Annotated in this window: 14 protein-coding genes; 4 read left to right on the forward strand and 10 right to left on the reverse strand. The window is 63.1% G+C overall.

The features are described from left to right. The first annotated feature begins 179 nt into the window (after positions 1 to 179). The 3 genes from GYH26_RS11285 to GYH26_RS11295 are packed head-to-tail and all read left to right on the forward strand — an operon-like array spanning position 180 to position 4,002. Positions 180 to 1,505 (forward strand): asparagine synthase-related protein, encoded by a 1,326-nt coding sequence (locus GYH26_RS11285; protein ID WP_161541734.1) that lies wholly within the window; start codon positions 180 to 182, stop codon positions 1,503 to 1,505. Next, the gene (locus GYH26_RS11290; protein ID WP_161541735.1) at positions 1,502 to 2,470 is read left to right on the forward strand and encodes a radical SAM protein; all 969 of its coding nucleotides are present in this window, start codon (positions 1,502 to 1,504) and stop codon (positions 2,468 to 2,470) included. The genes GYH26_RS11285 and GYH26_RS11290 overlap by 4 nt, the downstream gene beginning before the upstream one ends. After that, the gene (locus GYH26_RS11295; protein WP_161541736.1) at positions 2,467 to 4,002 is read left to right on the forward strand and encodes an NAD(P)/FAD-dependent oxidoreductase; all 1,536 of its coding nucleotides are present in this window, start codon (positions 2,467 to 2,469) and stop codon (positions 4,000 to 4,002) included. Before GYH26_RS11290 ends, GYH26_RS11295 begins: the two co-directional genes overlap by 4 nt. 56 nt (positions 4,003 to 4,058) lie before the next feature. On the opposite strand, the gene GYH26_RS11300 is transcribed toward GYH26_RS11295, so the two are convergent. Continuing rightward, a complete protein-coding gene (locus GYH26_RS11300) occupies positions 4,059 to 4,349 on the reverse strand; it encodes a hypothetical protein (RefSeq protein WP_161541737.1) in 291 nt (96 codons plus the stop codon). Positions 4,350 to 4,504: 155 nt separating this feature from the next. Between GYH26_RS11300 and GYH26_RS11305 the strand changes: the two genes are divergently transcribed. Next, positions 4,505 to 5,284, forward strand: coding sequence for a UPF0489 family protein (locus GYH26_RS11305; RefSeq protein WP_161541738.1), 780 nt, complete (start codon positions 4,505 to 4,507; stop codon positions 5,282 to 5,284). A 7-nt stretch (positions 5,285 to 5,291) separates the two neighbouring features. On the opposite strand, the gene GYH26_RS11310 is transcribed toward GYH26_RS11305, so the two are convergent. The 9 genes from GYH26_RS11310 to GYH26_RS11350 all read right to left on the reverse strand — a co-directional run bounded on the left by GYH26_RS11310 (position 5,292) and on the right by GYH26_RS11350 (position 18,906). Then, positions 5,292 to 5,813 (reverse strand): RNA polymerase sigma-70 factor, encoded by a 522-nt coding sequence (locus GYH26_RS11310; RefSeq protein ID WP_161541739.1) that lies wholly within the window; start codon positions 5,811 to 5,813, stop codon positions 5,292 to 5,294. A 100-nt stretch (positions 5,814 to 5,913) separates the two neighbouring features. After that, a complete protein-coding gene (locus tag GYH26_RS11315; protein WP_161541740.1) occupies positions 5,914 to 7,173 on the reverse strand; it encodes an MFS transporter in 1,260 nt (419 codons plus the stop codon). 3 nt (positions 7,174 to 7,176) lie between these two features. Further along, a complete protein-coding gene (gene nagB / locus GYH26_RS11320; protein ID WP_161541741.1) occupies positions 7,177 to 7,947 on the reverse strand; it encodes a glucosamine-6-phosphate deaminase in 771 nt (256 codons plus the stop codon). A gap of 27 nt (positions 7,948 to 7,974) precedes the next feature. Then, positions 7,975 to 9,435, reverse strand: a complete 1,461-nt coding sequence (locus tag GYH26_RS11325; protein ID WP_161541742.1) for an SLC13 family permease — start codon at positions 9,433 to 9,435, stop codon at positions 7,975 to 7,977. Continuing rightward, positions 9,432 to 12,014 carry a hypothetical protein gene (locus GYH26_RS11330; RefSeq protein ID WP_242006398.1) on the reverse strand — a complete coding sequence of 861 codons (2,583 nt, stop codon included), beginning with the start codon at positions 12,012 to 12,014 and terminating at the stop codon, positions 9,432 to 9,434. The genes GYH26_RS11325 and GYH26_RS11330 overlap by 4 nt, the downstream gene beginning before the upstream one ends. 60 nt (positions 12,015 to 12,074) lie before the next feature. Then, positions 12,075 to 12,920 (reverse strand): PIG-L deacetylase family protein, encoded by an 846-nt coding sequence (locus GYH26_RS11335; protein WP_161541744.1) that lies wholly within the window; start codon positions 12,918 to 12,920, stop codon positions 12,075 to 12,077. Between the two features lie 20 nt (positions 12,921 to 12,940). Beyond that, the gene (locus GYH26_RS11340) at positions 12,941 to 14,332 is read right to left on the reverse strand and encodes a RagB/SusD family nutrient uptake outer membrane protein (protein ID WP_161541745.1); all 1,392 of its coding nucleotides are present in this window, start codon (positions 14,330 to 14,332) and stop codon (positions 12,941 to 12,943) included. A gap of 29 nt (positions 14,333 to 14,361) precedes the next feature. Beyond that, entirely contained in the window at positions 14,362 to 17,883 is a 3,522-nt protein-coding gene (locus GYH26_RS11345; RefSeq protein ID WP_161541746.1) for a SusC/RagA family TonB-linked outer membrane protein, read from the reverse strand. Between the two features lie 3 nt (positions 17,884 to 17,886). Then, a complete protein-coding gene (locus tag GYH26_RS11350; RefSeq protein WP_161541747.1) occupies positions 17,887 to 18,906 on the reverse strand; it encodes a FecR family protein in 1,020 nt (339 codons plus the stop codon). Positions 18,907 to 19,009: the final 103 nt, after the last annotated feature.

A 19,009-nucleotide genomic window follows, 5' to 3' on the forward strand; every position in this document is an offset into this window, starting at 1 on the left:
CATAGCCTACAAAGACACCGGTTAACCCGCAAGCCCGAAAAACATCCCTTTTCATGGACGGCACAATAAAGGCACGAGTGGCACCGGAGTCATGGCCTGGGCTTGCGTTTCGGGCGGGAAGGTTGTACCATTTCGACGAAGTTGCTCCTTTTTCCACCGACCAACAACCCTCTCCGACGATGATTCGTCCCCGGTACATCGAAGACGTGATCGATCTGACCGATCCGGCGCTGAATCACATTCTGAACATGAGTGTCGAGGAGGCCCGCGCACGTGTGCGCTCGGGCGACCCGAAGGCGGTGCGGGCCATCGAAGGCTCGTTCGCACTGGTGGCCCGCGACGGCAAGACGGTACGCCTGGCCCGCTCGATGGACCGTCCCATGCGCTACTTTCTGGCCAAGCGTGAGGACGGCCCCGCGCTGGTCGTGGCCCATCGCATTGAGGAAATTCACCGCTGGCTGCAATCGGTCGGTTTTGCCGATCAGTTTCATCCGAGCTACACGCGCATGGTGCCCGCCCACTACGTGGTCACGCTGGAACTGATCGGCTGCCCGGATCCGGCGCCTGCCTACACGCGCTTCTTCGAAATCCCCACCGAAACGCTGCCCCCCGACATTCCCACCATCGGACGCTACTACATCGGCGCGCTCCAGGAGGAAATCCGGCGCTGGTTGCTGAGCATTCCCGAAGACGAGCCCATCGGCGTGACGTTTTCGGGCGGTATCGATAGCGGTTCGGTCTTCCTGGTCACCTACCATACGCTGCTGGAGCTGGGCATGAATCCCGGCCGACTCAAGGCCTTCACGCTGGACCTGGGTGACGGCCCCGACCGCAATCAGGCCTTTGCGTTTCTGCAACAACTCGGACTGGAGCTGTTCTGGGAGCCGGTAGAGGCGGGTCCGGAGCTGATTGACATCCGGGAGGTGGTGCGCATCGTCGAAGACTACAAGCCGCTCGACATCGAGTCGGCCGCCATGCACTATGCGCTGGCCCGCGCCCTGCGCCGGCGCTACCCGAACTGGAAGTACCTGCTCGACGGCGAGGGCGGCGACGAAAACCTCCGCGATTATCCCATCGAGCACAATCCGGAGCTGACCGTCTACAGCATCATCAACAATCATCTGCTCTACCACGAGGGCTGGGGCGTGGACAAATTCAAGCACTCGATCACCTACACGGGCGGCCTCAGCCGCGCCTACACGCGCACCTTCGCCATCAACCGGCACTTCGGCTTTGAGGGCTTCAGCCCCTACACGCGCCCGAACGTGATCGAAGTGGCCGAAAAGATTCCCTTTGCCGAGCTGACCGGCTACGACAAGGAAAGGCTCTATCGGCTCAAAGGCGAGGTGGTCTATCACGGCGTCCGAGCCGTCACCGGCTTCGAGATGCCCGTGTTCGAGAAGCGCCGCTTCCAACATGGTGCCCTGCCCGAAGCGCGCCTGCGCGAACTGATTCCGCCCGAGCGCCAGCTCCGGCGCATGGTGGAGGACCTGTTCGTATCATGAACGAACTGACGCGCTGGGAAACGCTCTCGCCGCTGGCCCGCACGCGGTTGATCCGACGGCTACGGCCGCCCCGAGCCCCGGTCGATCCGGAGCGTCCCTACGGCTTCCACCACGAACAGGAGCGGGCGCCCGACGGCCGCCTGGAGCGCGTCAACGTGGTTTTTCTGACCAACCGGGAATGCCCGTGGACGTGCACCATGTGCGACCTGTGGCGCCACACCACCACGGCGCCGGTCACGGCCGACCAGATCCTGCGCCAGCTCGACCACGCCCTGGAGCGTCTGCCCGAAGCCGACGCCGTCAAGCTCTACAACAGCGGAAGCTTCTTCGATCGACTGGCGATTCCGCCGGCGGCCTACCGGGGCATTGCCGAACGGCTGCGCGGCTATCGGCGCGTGATCGTCGAGTCGCATCCGGCCCTGCTGGGCCGTCGGACGCTCCAGTTCCGGGACCTGCTCGACGGCCGGCTCGAGGTGGCCATCGGTGTCGAGTGCGTTCATCCGGGCGTGCTCGATGCGCTCAACAAACGCCTGACCGTGGCCGACCTGGAGCGCGCCGTGGCCTGGCTGCACGAGCACGCGCTGCTCATCCGGGCGTTCATCCTGCTCCGGCCGCCGTTTCTACCGGACGCAGCCGCCCTCGACTGGACCTGCCGCACCGTGCAATGGGCCGTGGACCGGGACATCCAGACCATCGTGCTCATCCCGACCCGCACGGGCAACGGCATCATGGAGCGGCTCCAGGAGGCCGGACGCTTTACGCCCCCCTCGCCCGAGGACATCGAAGCGGCCGCCGCCTTTCTGTTTGCGCAACCGGCTCCGGTGCGGCTGCTGGATACCTGGGACCTGGCGCGCTTTTATCCGTGCCCGGACTGCGCCCGGCTCCAGCAGGAACGCTTCGAACGCATGAATCGGACGCAGACCTGGGAAGCTGCCGTCCGCTGTCCGAACTGCACCGCGCCATGAACGACCGCTGCGATGTGGCCATCCTGGGCGCCGGCTTCGGTGGCGCGCTGCTGGCGCTGCTCCTGCGCCGCCGTGGCCTTTCGGTAGCGCTAATTGAAAAAGGTCGCCCGCGCTTTGCCATCGGTGAATCCTCGACGCCGCTGGCGAACCTGTACCTGGAGCAGATCGCGCAGGCATTCGATCTGCCCGAACTGCTACCGCTTACCAAATACGGCCGCTGGAAAGCCAAGCATCCCGAATTGCCGGTGGGCAAAAAGCGTGGCTTCACGTTCTTCTGGCACCGGCCCGGACGCACCTGGACGCCGCAGCTGGGCGACCACCCTGCCTACCTGCTGGTGGCCGCCTCACCACACGACGCCATCGCCGACACGCACTGGTACCGGCCCGCCTTCGACGCCCACCTGACGGCGCTGGCGCTCCGCGCCGGCGTCCATTACCTGGAGCCCGCCGTACCCGTGGCGGCCGAAGTGGAGGCTTCCGGCGTGCGTCTCCGCCTCGAAACACCCGGCGGCCCGTACACGCTGGACGCCCGCTTCGTGGTGGACGCCACCGGTCCGGCCGCCTGGCTGGCCCGGCGCCTGGGCCATCGCCCTGAGCCTCATCCCTACCTTCCGGAGCGCGTGGCCATTTTCGCCCATTTCCGCAACATGGCCCGCGCCGACGTCTGGCTCGACGACCGGCGGGATCGCTGGCCCTATCGGCCCGACGATGCGGCCGTCCACCACCTGTTCGAAGAAGGCTGGGCCTGGGTGCTGCACTTCGACCATGGGATCACCAGCGCCGGCCTTTCGCTCCAGGCCGATCGCCTGCCCGCCCATGATCCCGACACCTGCTGGCGGCACGTGCTCGCCCGCTACCCTTCGCTCCGGGCCCTGTTCGCCCGTGCCACCCCGCTCTATCCACTGCGCATGGTGCCCGAACGGCCGCTGTTTTTTCGAGAGCTGGCCGGGCCGGGCTGGGCCATGCTTCCGAGTGGTGCGGGCATCCTCGATCCGCTGCTTTCCACCGGCAATCCGCTGACATTGCTGGGCGTGTGGCGCCTGGCCGAACTGCTCACCCGATACCGGGCCATGCCACCCGCCGACGCCCTGCAGGACTATCGGCGGCAGACGCTGCACGAACTCGACCAGACGGCCCGTCTGCTGGGCGCGCTATGGCGCGTGCTGGACCGCCCGGACCGATTCACGCTGCTCTCCAAGCTGTATTTCGCGGCGGCCAGCTTCCGCGAAACGCGCATCCGGCTCGAAAAAGAAACCGGCATTCCGGGGTTTCTTCTCACCGACCACGCCGGCTTCTGCCGGGTGCAGGATCGGCTGCTGACGGCCATCGAGCGGGGGCAGGAGCCCGACGATGCCGACGTGCGGGCGGCACTGGAGCCGTTCGACGTGGCCGGCCTCTGCGCGGAACGGGACGGGTTCTACGCGGCACGGGCCGAGGATGTGCTGAACGCCTGCCACAAGATCCCCGCCTCGCCCGAAGAGGTATGGGCCGGTCTGCAGCGAAGCGGATTCCTTGCGGCCGAGCCTGCTTGAAACAAAAAAACGGGCATCCGCTCAGGCGCCCGGTTGTGTCCTGAATTACGCTGGTTTCAGTTCACAAACAGTTTGGGTTTGTCCTCCTCGATCACCTCCAGGTCCTGAATGGCAAACCAGCCTTCGTTTTCCTCCCCGGCGCTGTTCCGATAGGGCACGTTCGGGTCGCCCGTGGTGATGTCCACCACGTAGGCCAGGTCCTTCTTGATCTCGTTGCCGTAGGCGTCCTTCCCGACCGGCACGTCGGCCGCCACGTCGGCCACGCGGCCTTCGATGCTCCCCAGCAGCCAGCCTTCGCGCGTGTACAGATGCACCCGCACGCGTTTGCCGATCAGATCGTAGCGCATGGCTTATGCTCGGCCCTTTATTTTCAGGTTCGGTGTAACGAAACGCAAAATCCTGCGCCGGAGATTCCGAAAGCCCTGCAACATGGTTGGAAACCCGTCGGTATCTTTCGTAAAATTAAGCAGCTTGCAGGGCCGATGCATCCGGAGTCATTCCCATGGCGGTACGGATTCTGGACATCGACCTGGACTTCTTTCTCAACAAGGTGCAATTCTGGCCCGGTTTCGGGCGACCGGTCGATCCTGAACTGCGGCCCTGGTCGCCCGAAGCGGTGCGCAACTTTCTGGAAAACCGCTGCGGTCTGCGGCGCGACCGGCCGCTGCCGGGATTGATCGTGGACGAGCACCACGAGATCTTTTTCGACTGGCGGCGGCGCATTCAGGAGGGGTTGCTGCAACCGCCTTTCGAGGTGGTGCACATCGACGCGCACGCCGACCTGGGCTTCGGGGATGCAAGCGTGCCCTATGTGGTGACCGAACTGTTGAGTCTGCCGCCGGCCAAACGTGCCTTTCCGCGCGTGGGCGGCCGCGAAGGGCTGGGCCCCGGCAACTATTTGCTCTTTGCCATCGCCTGCCGCTGGATCAGCCGTCTGACCTACGTCTATCATCCGGGGCGCTACCCGGACCTTCCCGAACGCATCGTGCAGCTGGACGCCCGCGGCGAGGGCAGCGTTCAGCTTCCCTGGTATGGCCCGCGTCCCCCCGAAGCGTTGCAGCAGCGCTGGCCAGACGAACCGCTGGCCTGGGAGCCGTCGGTACCCTACCGCGAAGTGCCCGGCCCGACCTATCGCAACACCGAGGGCCCCTTCGACCTGCTCTACATTGCCCGCTCCCCCGCCTACACCCCCGCCGAAGCTGATCGGCTGCTGGAAATCTTCAGCGCGTATCTCCAAAGCCCCACCGTCTGCGCCTCCGTGCTATCAGGTCGGGCAGCCTGACCTGGCTTCAGGTCAATGGCTGCAGATACTGCGAGAGAAACCGGAGCGCACGTCCCATCTGCGTCTCAACGGTTTTTACCGAGATCCCCATCACCTCTGCGATCTCCCGGTACGACAGCCCGTGATAGCGACTCAGTAGAAAAATGGTGCGTCGTGTCTCCGGTAGCTGCGCCAGGGCCCGTTCAATGGCCGCTGTCAGTTCTGCGGCCTGAACGGCCTGTTCCGGCGAAGGACTCCAACGTGCAGCCTGCTCATGGAATTGTTCCAACCGGCGGCGTTTCATTTTCTGATGGGCCAGGTAATTCAAGGCCGCATTGCGAACGGATCGATAAAGATACAGGCGCGCCCGCTCGGTGTCGTCCCAGTCGATCTCTCGTTCCCAGGCCCGCACAAAAGCGCCCTGTACCAGATCTTCCACCTCATCCGGATCCTGCAGAAATCGTTGCGCAAAATCACACAGTTCGGCATAGTACTGCAAGAAAAACTGGCGAAAGAACCGATAGCGGCTATGTGCAGGCTCCAGCGGCATACACGTCGCGCTCAACCCGTTTCGTTACAACAAGGTCCAGGCACCTTTCCCCGACCTCCGGAAAGCATTGCTACATGGTTATGTGTTTGCCGGATAGCCTTCACAGGATCGTCTCGTCTTTTTGCCAGATCGTCTTGTTGGGGATGAGCGGGCGTGCCCAGAAGCTCACGCTCAGGATGTAGCCGAACGTCAGGTACAGGAAGCACAGCCCACCCCGCAAGCCTAGCAGGTCGCCCAGCGTCCCGATGATCAGAGGCACGATGGCGCCTCCGGCAATGCCCGTCACCAGAATGCCCGAAAACGCCCCGTGGTGCGCCTCCACCGAGTTCAGCGCCAGCGAAAACACCACCGGCCACATCACCGACGCGAACAATCCGATCAGCGGAAACGCCCAGCGGGCCACCGGACCCGGACCAAAGAGCGCGGCCGTCAGGCAAACCAGCGCCGCCAGCGTGAAAAGCCGCAACACGATCCGGCTGTCGAGCAACTTCAGCAGCACCAGCCCCAACAGCGTCCCGACCGTCATCAAACCCCAGAACGAGGAGACCGCTCGTGCGCCGACTGTCTGCGGATCGTAGCCGTGGTAGCGCGCCAGAAACTCCGAAATCCAGTTGGCCACGCCCTGCTCCGAGCCCACGTAGGCAAAAATGCCCAGGAAAAACAGCCAGACGATCGGTTTGCGCAAAAGCTCCCGGTAGATCGCCAGCGTGCCGGCCTGTTCTTCGGCCGTGCGCTCCACGCGCGGAAGTCGCACCAGCGCCATCACACCTACCATCCCCAGCGAGACGACCGCAAAAAGCCAGTACAGCGAAATCCAGGGCAGCTCGGGCGGCACCAGCCGATCCAGCAGCGCCAGCCAGAACGCTTCGGGCGGCTCCGGACGGCTCAGGTTCAGCACCAGATACGAATAGACCAGCGGGCTCAGAAACGAGGCCAGGCCGAAGCAGAGCTGCCCCAGCGTCGAGTTGAAGGCAAAGTGCTCCTCGCCGCCGGCCACGCGCAGCAGCGGGTTGATCGCCACCTGCAGAAAGGCCATGCCCGAGCCAATCAGAAACAGCGAGCCGACGGCCACCAGATAGTTCGGAAACAGCGCCAGCAATTGCGCACCCAGGTAGGCCACGCCGAAAGCCCCCACCAGCACAGGCTTTTCACCCACGCGCTCGATCAGAAACCCCGCCGGAATGGAAAACACGCCGTAGGCGATGAAAAACGCAAACGGCAACAGCGCCGCCAGCGTCAGGCTCAGCCCGAAGTCGTCGATGATCTCGGGAATGAGCGGTCCGATGATGTTCGTCAGAAACGAAATGACGAAAAACGTAAAGAGAATCAGGCCCACCAGGGCGTAGCTGCGCTGTCGCATGGCTCAGTGCACGTCGAAGGGTTCCGAGATGCCGTCGTGGTGGTTGTACTCCAGCTCCGAGGCCGCCTCTTCGTCGAGCAGCACGTGCGCGTAGCGGTGCAGTTGCACGATCGTGGCCGGCACCATCGCCGAAATCGGCCCTTCGAGCATCGCCCGCACCGCGCGCGCTTTGGCCCGTCCGCTGGCCAGCAGCAACAGCCGCCGTGCCTCCATGATCGTTCCGATGCCTATCGTGATCGCATGGCGGGGCACCGCCTCTTCACTCCCGAAAAAGCGCGCGTTGGCCTTAAGCGTGGCCCGCGAGAGCGTCTTGATGCGTGTGCGTGAGCCCAGCGACGAGCCCGGCTCGTTGAAGGCCAGGTGGCCGTTGGGACCGATACCCAGAATCTGCAGGTCGATGCCGCCCGCGCGCCGGATCTGCTCCTCGTACCAGTCGCAGTGCGCCTCGACGTCGTCGACCATCCCGTTGGGAAGGTGCACGTTCGAGGGGTTGATGTTGATGTGTTTGAAGAGGTTTTCCCACATGAAGTAGTGATAGCTCTGGGGGTGGGAGGGCGGCAGGCCCACGTATTCGTCGAGGTTGAAGGTGACGACCTTGGAGAAGTCGAGCTGGCCGCGGCGGTAGCCTTCGACGAGGCGGCGGTAGAGGCCCAGCGGTGTGCTGCCGGTGGCGAAGCCCAGTACGCAGTTGGGTTTGCGGCGGATGAGCGTGGCGACGAGCTCGTAGGCGCGTTCGCTCAATGCCTCGTAGTCCGTAAAAATCTCAACCAGCATTCTCTCTGTGTTGTTGCGTTATAACATTCAGGGTTGAGCCCATGTCGGGAGGCGCCCCACCTCTACTCCCAGCGTGAACGGGAGCAGGAGGAAAGCCAGAGCAGTCAGGAGCAGAATAAACAACAGATTCAACCAGAAGCCTGCACGCGCCATCTCTGCCATGGTAATTCGCCCGGTGCTGTACACCACGGCGTTGGGCGGGGTAGCCACGGGCAACATGAACGCACAGCTGGCGCCCAGCGTAGCCGGAATCGCCAGCAGCAGGGGATTTTGCCCCAGTCCCACGGCTGCCGAGGCCAGCACCGGTAGAAAAGCGGCGGCTACCGCCGTATTGCTGGTGATTTCGGTCAGAAAGACGATGGTGCCGGTCGCCAGCAGCACGATCAAAAGCGGCGGCCATCCGGCCAGCCCACCCACCTGCTGGCCGATCCAGCGCGCCAGCCCCGTATCGGTGATCGCGTCGGCCATGCTGAGGCCACCGCCAAAGAGCAGCAGGATGCCCCAGGGCAGATGTCGGGCCGACTCCCAGTCGAGCAACCGCCGCCCCTGCCCGGCTGGTAGCAGAAACAGCATCAGCGCCGCCCCTATGGCGATGCCCGCATCCGAAAGCCCCGGCACCCATCGGCTCAGCAGCGGACGCACGATCCACAGCAGCGCCGTCACGGCAAAGACCCAGGCCACGCGGCGCTCGGCCGGCTGCACAGGTCCCAGTGCCGACAGTTCCGCCTGAATCAGCCCTATGGCTTCGACCCGAAGCCGCCGTCCTTCCGGGAACAGAACAAAGATCAGCAACAGGTAGGTCAGCAACAGACCTATCGCCACGATCGGCAGTCCCAGCGGCAGCCAGGCCGCAAAGCTCAGCTCATAACCGTAGGTCTCGCTCAGGAAGCCCGCCAGCAGCGCATTGGGCGGCGTCCCGATGAGCGTGCCCATGCCGCCGATGTTGCAGCCGTAGGCAATGCCAAGCACCAGCGCCGCCTCAAAGGCCCGAAGCGCCGGCTGCCCGGCCACCCGCTCCTCCAGCAGTTCCAGCACCGAGAGCGCAATCGGCAACATCATCAGCGCCGTGGCCGTGTTGCTGACCCACAGGCTCAGAAACGCCCCGGCCAGCAGAAAGCCCAGCACCAGCCGGACCGGCCGCGTTCCAATGCGCCGGATGATGTGCAGCGCCAGCCGTCGGTGCAACCGCCAGCGCTGCATGGCCTGTGCCAGGAGGAATCCTCCCATAAACAGAAAGATGATGGGATGGGCATAGGGGGCCGTCGCTTCGCCAATCGAACGCACGCCCAGCACCGGAAACAGCACGATCGGCAAAAGCGCCGTGGCCGGAATCGGAAGGGCCTCCGTAATCCACCAGACGGCCATCCAGAGACTGACGGCTCCGGCATGCCAGGCCTCCGGGGAAAGCGCCGCCGGTTTCGGCCCCAGCCAGAAACTCAGAAAAACCAGCGGTCCCAGCACCAGTCCCAGACGCTGCCTGCGTGTCATGGTTGTGTCGGGGTATGCTCCAGCCAGTATAACAACCAGGGCACATTATAGGCATGCGTCCAGCCAAAGACACGCAGGCCGTTGGTGATCTTCCAGATGGCCGGCCGCCCGGTTGTGCTCTCGGGCAGGTGGCTGACCGCTTCGAGCGCCTCGGCCAGTTGCCGCTGGGTCATGCGCGCAAACGCATCCTCCGGCAACGCATCGGTCTTGAGCACCTCGGCCCGCCGCAGGGCTTCCTCCAGAAAGCTTTTCTCGCCGGTAAACTCGTAGCCCACCAGCAGGCTGTGAATGCTCGAAAGGTACGACTCCATCTCGTGGTTGAGCGGCGGCACGTCGCGCACGTAGCGAGCGTGCCGGATGAGCGCCTGTCGCACCCGGGAATCGCCCGTCAGCTGCCAGTAGCGGTAGAGCCCGTGCGAGGCGTACACCTGAGCGTAGCCGTAGCGATCCACCACCAGATTGCCTCCCTGCTCCTCCTGCAGCTGCAGCATGAGCCGCACGCGATCGCGCAGCTCGGCCTCGTACCGGGGGTCTTTGGTGGCGTCCCAGAGTTCGGCCAGGTTCCAGACCGACAGATACAGCCGCCGCCCCCGCAGGTCGTGCTCGCCCCAGATGCGCTTCAGGTAGGTCTCGCCGGTCAGCCGCGCCACGTCCAGCCCTCGATGGTAACCGGCCAGGTAATAGGCCGCCAGCCATCCGGGGAGCCACACATGCGCGCTGAGCAGCGCCGTCCAGTGCTGGCGGGCATGACGTCGTCCAATGCCCAGGTACGGCGTGCCCTTCGGCTGCTTTCGATAGCGCCAGTAGTCCAGAGCGCTGTTCGTCTCGCCGTGATAGACCGGATCGGCCGGCCAGTGGACGTTGTCCACGTCCATCGTATGGCGGCTGGCCGCCTCGGCCGTCAGATAGGCCGCGCGGGAACCCGTCCGCATAAAATGCAGCCACCACATGAAGTCCACGGCCGGCTCGTTGTTGTTCCACATGAACCAGTCGTCCCGGAAGTAATAGGTCAGGCCGTCGCCGAAGTCGAACATGCCGTACCAGGGCTCCCAGTGCTGGTTGAAGCGCCACCAGGCGAACTTATAGGTCAGACCGCGTTCGAATTCCGGAAAGCGTTCAGACGCCGGCGCAAAGCGGCCGTACACCAGACTTCCGGCATACCAGGAAGGATCGGCATGCGCCACGGGTGGATCGAGCACGTAGCCAAGCACCTGCCGCACGGAATCGGCAGGTACCGTGAGGCCATGGAAAAACAGCACCAGCTCGGTCGTCTTGGTCAGCCCCTGGGCGAAGTTGCCCAGCATCTCCCCATCGAACTCTTCGGCCGACCAGCGGGCAAACTGCATGGGTTCGACCGTCGGCGGCCACAGATAAGCGGTCAGGCGCGCTGTCGAGCCTTCGAGCGCCTTCGGGTACTCCTCGAAGAAAAAGCGGATGCCCCAGGCGATGCCGCCACGCGGGCCGCGCAGGTCCAGCCACCCCGCCGCACGCGCCACCGAACGGTCCAGACCGCTGAGCTGTGCCGTAAATCCTTCCAGGCGCAGGTCCGGTGTGCTGTTGGGAAGCGGCGGCATGCGCGTAGGGTCCGGTCCGTTCTGCAGCACACGGCACACCGGGGCGGGCGTGCTCTCCTGCAGTTGCTCCGGGCCGCGTTGCCACCAGGGTCCTTCGAAGTAGCCGGTCACGCAGCGCAGTGGCTCGCCCACGTGCGGCACAAGCGCCAGCCCGGCCCCGGCAATCCGGTCGTCCGGCTGCGTCCAGCCCGGATCGCCCCGGAGCTGCTGCTCGTCCAGGATGCTGTCGGCCGACGTGGCAATCAGCGCATACTGGCCGGGAAGACGCCGGTGTTTGTCCGGATTGCCCGTATAGGTGATCGTGTGCAGCAGGCGCACGTAGGACTGCCCGGCATAGGCGTGCAGGTAGGTAACGAACGGCGACGGGTTGTTGTCCGGCCGGTGGTAGCGGTATTCGCCTTCGATCTTCAGCACGGCATGGAGCGGGCCGGTCCCCCGTGCCTTCGTGATGCGAAGGATGACCGCCTCGGAGCTGTCCGGCCCCAGATCGTCGAGCAGATCCAGAAACGAGCCGCGCCCTTCGGGGCCCGTGGCGATCCGATCGTCTTCTTCGAAGCCGTCGCCCTCGGCGTCGAGCCAGACTTCTTTCAGAAAACCGCCCGAACCTTTCGCCACCACGAAGCGCAGCGGACCGGTCGTCACTTCGGCCCCGCCTCCTTCCCGCTGATTGTTGACCACGGTCACACGCGGCGTAAAAAGCAGCGTGCGTCGGACTTCCGGCCCGTACACCAGCCGGTACTGCGCCTCGCTTCCCGCAAAGAAAAAGACCCAGATCCACTTGAGGCTGCTGTCGGCCGGCTCCCAGGTGGTGACCTCGGTCACCTGCGAGGGGACTTCGCGTCCGGCCATATCTTCCAGGCGGACATGGTCCGGGCTGTAGAGCGCACCCCGTGGAAAAGGCAACCCCACCAGCACGGGTGCGCCAGGCCGCGGCTCCTCCAGGTGGAGCGTCAGATGCGCTGCGGATTGTGCCTGGGCCAGTTCTCCGGCCCATGCGAATAGCACAAACCAGAACAACCAGCCTGTTACAGAACCGAAAAAGCGAGGCATATCAGCAAGCTCCTGTCATCGTCCGATTCCATCTGGAATGCCCCGGTAGTAGCGGAAGCACTCTACGGCGCGCCCGTCCTGATAGCGGATGCGTCGCCGGATGCGCTGCTCCATTTCCTGAAAGGCTTCCGGCGAAAGGGTCTCGGTGTACTTGTACCAGGCCGAGCTGAACTGGCTGATATACTGCGTGCCCGCCCGCACCTTCCGTTCGACGTAATCGTGGATGTCCACGCACACGTTCTGGTCCTCGGGCTCGTTGTCGAAAAAGAGGTATTCCTGAATCCAGTGGGCCTCCAGGCCGTCGTAGATGAGATGGCTTTCGAACAGGAGAGGCCACTCGGCGGCACGTGCCGCATCGACGGCCAGAAGCGACGCCGCTCGGTGGTCCGACTTGTGCCAGCGCTGCTCGCCCTTGCCCGGATCGAATGCGAACAGCACATCGGGCTTCAGTTTACGGATGTAGTACACGACCCGTCGAATGAGTTCTTCCCGATGGTTGGTCGCATAATATTCGAGCCGTCCATCGTCATAGCCCAGGTTAATGTAGTGATCGGCCGGAATCCCGAGCACAGCCAGCGCATTGATCTCCTCCTGCTTGCGAATCCGGGCCAGTTGCGTGCGGGAAAGCGTGGTATCCTTGGTGCCCACGTTACCCATCGTCAGCAACAGCACATACACTTCGTTACCCTGCGCGGCCAGCCGGGCCAGCGTCCCGTGCGCATAGGAGTCGTCATCGGGGTGGGCTCCGATGAGCAGGATGGTTTTTCCCTGCCACTGTTCTACGGGCACTTCGGGCTGACTCCAGGCCACCTGGGCACCAAACAGCAGGGCCACCAGGCCCCAACGAGCATAGCGTACCATGTCGACGATCCTCCTCCGGGTTATTCGTGTTCGGGATTCTGCTGAAGCACGCCGTGCGAGACGTCAATTTCACGCTGCGGGATGGGGAAGCACTGTTTGGGCCGGAATCCTTTCGCCTGCATGACGTCCATGGCCCGCCCGAAGCGGAGCAGATCGAACCAGCGGTGGTTTTCGAAAGCCAGCTCGACGCGACGTTCGTGCAGCAGCTTCTCTTCGAAGGTTCCGGGCGTATCCGGTCCGATAGGCGGAAGTCCGGCCCGCTGCCGTACCTGGTTGATCAGGGCGTAGGCCTCCGGGCTTTCACCCAGCGCTTCGGCAAGCATCAACAGCACATCCGCATAGCGAAAGACGATGAAGTTGTTTTCGGCGTCGAAGAGTGCAAAGGGCTGGCTGATGTACTTTTTGATGTACCGCGCCTGTTGTGTTTCGCCGTCGGCATCCACATAGCTGGTATCCATGGAAATCATGAAACGCAGATCTCCTTCCTCATACGCCTGCTGCATGTCGAGCGTCGGGCGGTTGCCTGTCTGTCCACTGGTTGCCGTACTCCAGGGAACGAACTGATCCACGAACGGGCTGCCTTCTCCGAATCCACCCGCTTTGTACTGCACCTCGAAAATGGACTCGGGATTGTTTTCGTTTTCAGGTCCCCAGAGATCCGCATAATCAGGCACCAGCTGGTAGCCATAGTTGTCGATGATGCGGCGCAGCACGGTAGCGGCACGCCCCCGGTCGCCCACGATCAGATAGACCTTGGCCAGCAGCGTGGCGGCTGCTCCTTTCGTAGCACGCCCTTCCTGTCCCTGCGGATAGCGCACCGGCAACAGTTCTTCGGCGCGTGTCAGGTCTTGCATGAGCTGCGCATAGACCTCGCTGGCCGGCACCTGATTCACCGGCTGGTCGGGCGAGGTCGTTTCGTCGAGGATCAGGGGAATGTTGCAGAAGATCTGCGCCAGATAGTAATAAAAGAGCGAGCGCAGGAAGAGGGCCTCCCCTTCATACAGGGCCTTCAGATCGGCGGGCAGATCGGCCGCTGGCAGACGCGCCAGGATCACGTTGGCGCGGGCCACTCCCCGGTACGAATCGGCCCAGATCGCCAGCGCATAGTCGTTCGTGGGCAACTCATCGAACGTGTCGAGCGCGGCCAGCTGTGCGGCCAACCCGGTCACGTCGTCGCCCGCATCCGTGTTGTCGGAGCGCATCTCGCCGGCGATCCAGTAGCCCATATTGAACGTTCCGCGCTGCTGCAGCGCATCGTAGACCCCGAAGATCGCCTGCTGGAAATCCTCGGGCGTCTGGTAAAAGTCGGCCGCATTCTTCTGCGAGGGAGGCGCCAGCATCGTGAAATCCTCGCCGCAGGCGCTCAGGCCGCCGACCAGCAGTAACAGCGCAACAAAATGAATCGGTCGCATGATTCCTACAGGTTTAATGGCAAGCAGCATTAGAAAGTCAGGCTGACTCCCAGCGTGTAGGTTCGGGCCAGCGGATAGGTACCGTAGTCCAGACCAGGCGTCAACGCACTCTCGGCCCGCATGCTCACCTCCGGGTTGAAGCCCAGATAGTTGGTCCAGGTGAACAGGTTGGTGGCGCTCAGATAAATGCGGGCCTGTGAAAGGTGACGTCCCAGCAACCGCTCCGGCAGCGTGTAGCCCAGCGTCACGCTACGCAGCCGCACGTACGAGCCGTCCTCGACCTGGAAAGTGGAGGGGCGGTTGTTGTTGCCATGCAAATCGCTCTGCCGATCGGCACGCGGCACTTTGCCATTGCCGGGATTTTCTGGCGAACGCCACCGCTCGTTAAAGATGGCATAGCTGTTGAAATTGGCCTCGCCATTTTTCAGGTGGCGGCTGGTCAGGTTGAGAATCTCGTTGCCCTGCACGCCCTGGATAAAAATGGCCAGGTCGAAGTTTTTGTACCCGAACCGGTTGGTGATGCCAAAGGTATAGTCGGGGAAGTAGCTTCCGATGACGGTGCGATCGTCGTTGTCCACGTCGCCATCCCCATCGATGTCCTTGAAGCGAAAGTCACCGGGGCCCGGGTTGGGTGCCAGCCTATCGACCGGGGCCTGCGCAATTTCCTCTTCTGACTGATAGATGCCCTCCACCACGAAACCATAATAGCTACCGATCGGCGCCCCTACCTGGGTGACGTAGCGCAATCCGGCAATGTTGAGCGTATAGATAGGCGCATCATCTGGCCCCAGCGCCAGCACTTTGTTACGGTTCACGCTGAGATTGAAGTCGGTCTCCCAGGTGAACGCCCCCACCAGATTCCGGGACGTGAGGGAAAATTCGAAGCCCCGATTCCGAACCTTGCCGATATTCGTCAGGGCCGACTCGTACCCCAGCGCCGTCGGCACGTTGACGTAGAGCAGCAGGTCTTCGGTGATGCTGTTGTAGAACTCCGCCGTGAAGTAGATCCGATCGGCCAGCAGCCCTACATCCAGGCCGAGGTTGAACTGGCGGGTAGTTTCCCAGGTCAGGTTTTCGTCACCCAGCGTGGCCGGGGCCGCCCCCAGCACCACCTGATTGCCTACCACGTAGTTGGCCTGGTCCAGCAGGCTGATCGACGCATAGTTGGGAATCTGGAAGTTGCCCGTCACCCCGTAGCTGGTCCGCAACTTCAGTTCGCTCAAAAATCCGCGCACCGGCTGCATGAAAGGCTCTTCCTGGATGCGCCAGCCTACCGACACGGACGGAAACACACCGGTCTGGCGATTCCGGCCGAAGCGGGAAGACCGATCCGAGCGAATCGAAGCCGTCAGCAGATAGCGGTCGCGATAGCTGTAGCTGAGGCGCGCCAGCATCGACACCAGCGACCAGGCCTCCTGTACGCCGCTTCCTCCCGTGACCTGCCCGCCGCTGATGGTTTTCACCTTGTCGTCCGGGAAGTTACGGGCTTCCACCTGCGACAGGTCGATCGTCTCCTTCTGGGCCGTGTAGCCGGCCACTGCCGACAGATAGTGCGCGTCGTTCAGGCTCACCTCGTACGAAAGCGTGTGCTCGATGAGCCAGTTCAAGCTCTGTGAAGCGTTGGCCTGACCAAAGGGTTCGCCCGTGCGCGCCGTGCGGTAGAGCAGCGAGTTGGCCCGGTAAAACGTTCGTTGATAATTGTTCAGATCAACCCCGAGATTCACGCGATAGACCAGTCCCGGACGCAGCGTGTAGTCAGCGCTCAGCGTCCCGAAAGTCCGATGGTTGTCCAGCACGTCCGTTACCGCCGCAATGATGGCCAGCGGATTGCTGGCAGATGTCGTGCCTCCACCCAGATACGACTGATTGTCCAGCTGATTGATGGAGCCATCCTCGTTGTATGGCTTGATGACGGGCGAATGCACCATGGCGGAATAGATAATGCCGGGGGGCCGGGCAAAGTACGGCGCATTGGCCGGCAGGCGATTGGTGCGCGTGAAGGCGGTATTGAGATTCAGATTGAGATGCAAGCGCTCGTGCGGATCGGCGTCGAGGTTGACGCGCAGGCTGTAGCGGGTCAGGTCGTTGGTGCCGTCGATCAGGCCTTCCTGCATCAGATAGCTACCCGCCACATAATAGCCCAGCTTATCCACCCCACCCGAGACCGAAAGATGCTGGCTGACGGTCGGGGCCGTGCGAAAGATCAGATCCAGCCAGTCTGTATCCGTGCCGTCCCAGTTCACGTACTTTTCCGGAATCAACACGAAGTCGTCGTTGGGTCGGCCTTCATTGGTCCGCGGATTGGGCGGGTCCTGACCGTATTTTTCGCGATAATTGTTATTGCGCGCATCGATCGTGTATTCGATCAGTTCGCGTGCATTCATCAGATCGGGTTTGCGCGCGACCTCCTGGAGCCCGACGTAGCCATTGTAGCGCACCTGAATGCTTCCATCACGCTGACCCTTCCGCGTTGTGATCAGAATGACGCCATTGGCTCCCCGCGAACCGTAAATCGCCGCCGCTGACGCATCCTTGAGCACTTCGACCGAAGCAATGTCGTCCGGATTCAGGCCAGCCAGTGGATTGATGGGGGGTGGCTGATAGAGTTCGTCGCGCAGCGCGATCGATCCCTGCAGGGCGGGATTGCTCGAGACCGGAAAACCATCGATCACGTAAAGCGGATCGTTGCCGGCCGTAATGGATCGCGTCCCACGGATGCGAACGGTCGGAGCGGCGCCGGGCTCTCCACTGGTTTCCTGAATCTGCACCCCCGGCAGGCGTCCCAGAATCGCATTCTCAAAGCTGAACGTCGGGAGCTCGGCCACCTCCTCCATCTGGAGCGAAGTAACCGAACCGGTCACACGCACACGTTGCTGGGTGCCATAGCCGATCACGACAATTTCTTCCAGTTCCTCCACCGCCGGAAGAAGCCGCACATCGATACGCGTCCGTCCGTCGATGGGTACTTCCGCGCTCCGGTAACCCACGAACGAAAAGACCAGCGTGTCTTCAGGCGAAGGCGCTTCCAGTGCATAGTAGCCGTCCAGATCGGTCGTCGTCCCGATCATGGTTCCCTTGACCACCACGTTGACGCCGGGAAGCGGGTCGTCCGTTTCCGCATCGAGCACCTGCCCCTGCACGGTGTGCTGAGGAGCCGGCGCCTTTTCCGGAGCCCGGGGCGTCGGAACCAGCACCAGTTGTCCGCTGGGCGAAGCCCACACCGTCAGGTTCGTCCCGACCAGCAGGCTGTCCAGCGCCACCTCCAGCGGTACCGCCTGCAGCGAAACCCGGACCTGACGATCCGGCACCTGTGCCGAATCGTAAGTCAGACGCCCGCCCACCTGCGCCACCAGACGCGCCAGCGCCTGCCGCAGCGACAGACTCTGTGCCTCGAGCGAAACCAGCCGCTCGTTGATTTTCTCGACGCTGTCACTGTACGCGTACCAGTGCAGCGGCGCGAAATGCCTCACCGGCTGCGGACGCTCGGCCGCTACCGTAGTCTGAACGGCCAGCACGCCGATCAAAAACAGACCTCGTAGCATCTCCTTCATGGTTTACTCTGGTTGGGTCGGTTGAAAGATGATCGAATCTCCCCGGGCAAGTGGCCGCAGGTGAAGCGCCAGCCCTATTGCCTCGGCTATTTCCGCAATGGGTTGCCTGAGCTGAAAACTCGCGGTTAGATGGGCCTGTCGATGCGTGGGCGGAAAAACGAAGTGTACGCCGAACCAGCGTAATAGCTGGCGCTGCACCTCCTCGAGCGAGGCCGTCTGAAACACCAGCGTCCCCTGCATCCAGGAGAAATACGCGCGCAAATCCTGGTCGGACAGACGAAGAACCCGCAGCCGCGATTGCTGCGCATCGTATCGCCCAAGCATACCCGCCGCAACCACCAGTGAGTCGGCCCTTGCAGCCGCCTGCATCGCTACCAATCCTTCCTCGACCACTACCTGCACCAACGCCTCCGGATGATCGGCGCGGACCAGAAATCGGGTGCCAATATCCCGAATGGTTACCGGCCCGGCCAGCAGACACACGCCGGACGCCTCGGCCACTTCCACGTAAACTTCCCCCCGCACCCTCAACGTGCGATGCTGCATATACGGTTGTTGCACATCTACCTGACTTTCGGGCGCCATCCAGATCCGCGTGCCGTCCGCCAGCCGCAGAATCTTCTGCTCGCCGGTGGTCGTCCGCCACGAATCCCAGGTAACCACTTCGGCGACCCGGGACGGCGCGGGCGAGGTCATCCGCCAGAGCAACACCCCCAGCGGAATCAGCAACAGCACCAGGACCAGCGCAACACGCACTCCATAAGGAAGCTTGCGACGCCGCGACCTGCGTGGTGGCCGCCCCGTCCCTGCTGCACGCACCTGACGTGCGACTTGCAGCCAGGCAGCTTCGGCATCCCAGGCCCCTGGCCGAGCAGGCGGCGTCCGCCAGATCACCTCCAGACGCTTCAGCAGGGCACGATGCGCAGGGTCGGCCGCACACCAGGCCTCCACACGCGCGCGCTCTTCTGGCGTAGTCGTTCCCTCCAGGTAACGGGCCAGCAGTGTCCAGTCAGGCTGTTGCATAAAAATCCAAGCTTTCAACAATTCTATATGGAATACAGATGAACCTGCGCCTACCCTGACAGCCGTTCAAAAAAAAGCAGGCCCCCGCCCGGGGACCTGCTTT

The sequence above is a fragment of the Rhodothermus marinus genome, from assembly GCF_009936275.1.
GTDB lineage: Bacteria > Bacteroidota > Rhodothermia > Rhodothermales > Rhodothermaceae > Rhodothermus > Rhodothermus marinus_A.

Excerpts from the sequence above, each read along its gene's own strand:
- GYH26_RS11285 (WP_161541734.1), top strand. The coding sequence starts at position 180 with ATGATTCGTCCCCGGTACATCGAAGACGTGATCGATCTGACCGATCCG.
- GYH26_RS11290 (WP_161541735.1), top strand. The coding sequence starts at position 1,502 with ATGAACGAACTGACGCGCTGGGAAACGCTCTCGCCGCTGGCCCGCACG.
- GYH26_RS11295 (WP_161541736.1), top strand. The coding sequence starts at position 2,467 with ATGAACGACCGCTGCGATGTGGCCATCCTGGGCGCCGGCTTCGGTGGC.
- GYH26_RS11300 (WP_161541737.1), bottom strand. The coding sequence starts at position 4,349 with ATGCGCTACGATCTGATCGGCAAACGCGTGCGGGTGCATCTGTACACG.
- GYH26_RS11305 (WP_161541738.1), top strand. The coding sequence starts at position 4,505 with ATGGCGGTACGGATTCTGGACATCGACCTGGACTTCTTTCTCAACAAG.
- GYH26_RS11310 (WP_161541739.1), bottom strand. The coding sequence starts at position 5,813 with ATGCCGCTGGAGCCTGCACATAGCCGCTATCGGTTCTTTCGCCAGTTT.
- GYH26_RS11315 (WP_161541740.1), bottom strand. The coding sequence starts at position 7,173 with ATGCGACAGCGCAGCTACGCCCTGGTGGGCCTGATTCTCTTTACGTTT.
- nagB (WP_161541741.1), bottom strand. The coding sequence starts at position 7,947 with ATGCTGGTTGAGATTTTTACGGACTACGAGGCATTGAGCGAACGCGCC.
- GYH26_RS11325 (WP_161541742.1), bottom strand. The coding sequence starts at position 9,435 with ATGACACGCAGGCAGCGTCTGGGACTGGTGCTGGGACCGCTGGTTTTT.
- GYH26_RS11335 (WP_161541744.1), bottom strand. The coding sequence starts at position 12,920 with ATGGTACGCTATGCTCGTTGGGGCCTGGTGGCCCTGCTGTTTGGTGCC.
- GYH26_RS11340 (WP_161541745.1), bottom strand. The coding sequence starts at position 14,332 with ATGCGACCGATTCATTTTGTTGCGCTGTTACTGCTGGTCGGCGGCCTG.
- GYH26_RS11345 (WP_161541746.1), bottom strand. The coding sequence starts at position 17,883 with ATGAAGGAGATGCTACGAGGTCTGTTTTTGATCGGCGTGCTGGCCGTT.
- GYH26_RS11350 (WP_161541747.1), bottom strand. The coding sequence starts at position 18,906 with ATGCAACAGCCTGACTGGACACTGCTGGCCCGTTACCTGGAGGGAACG.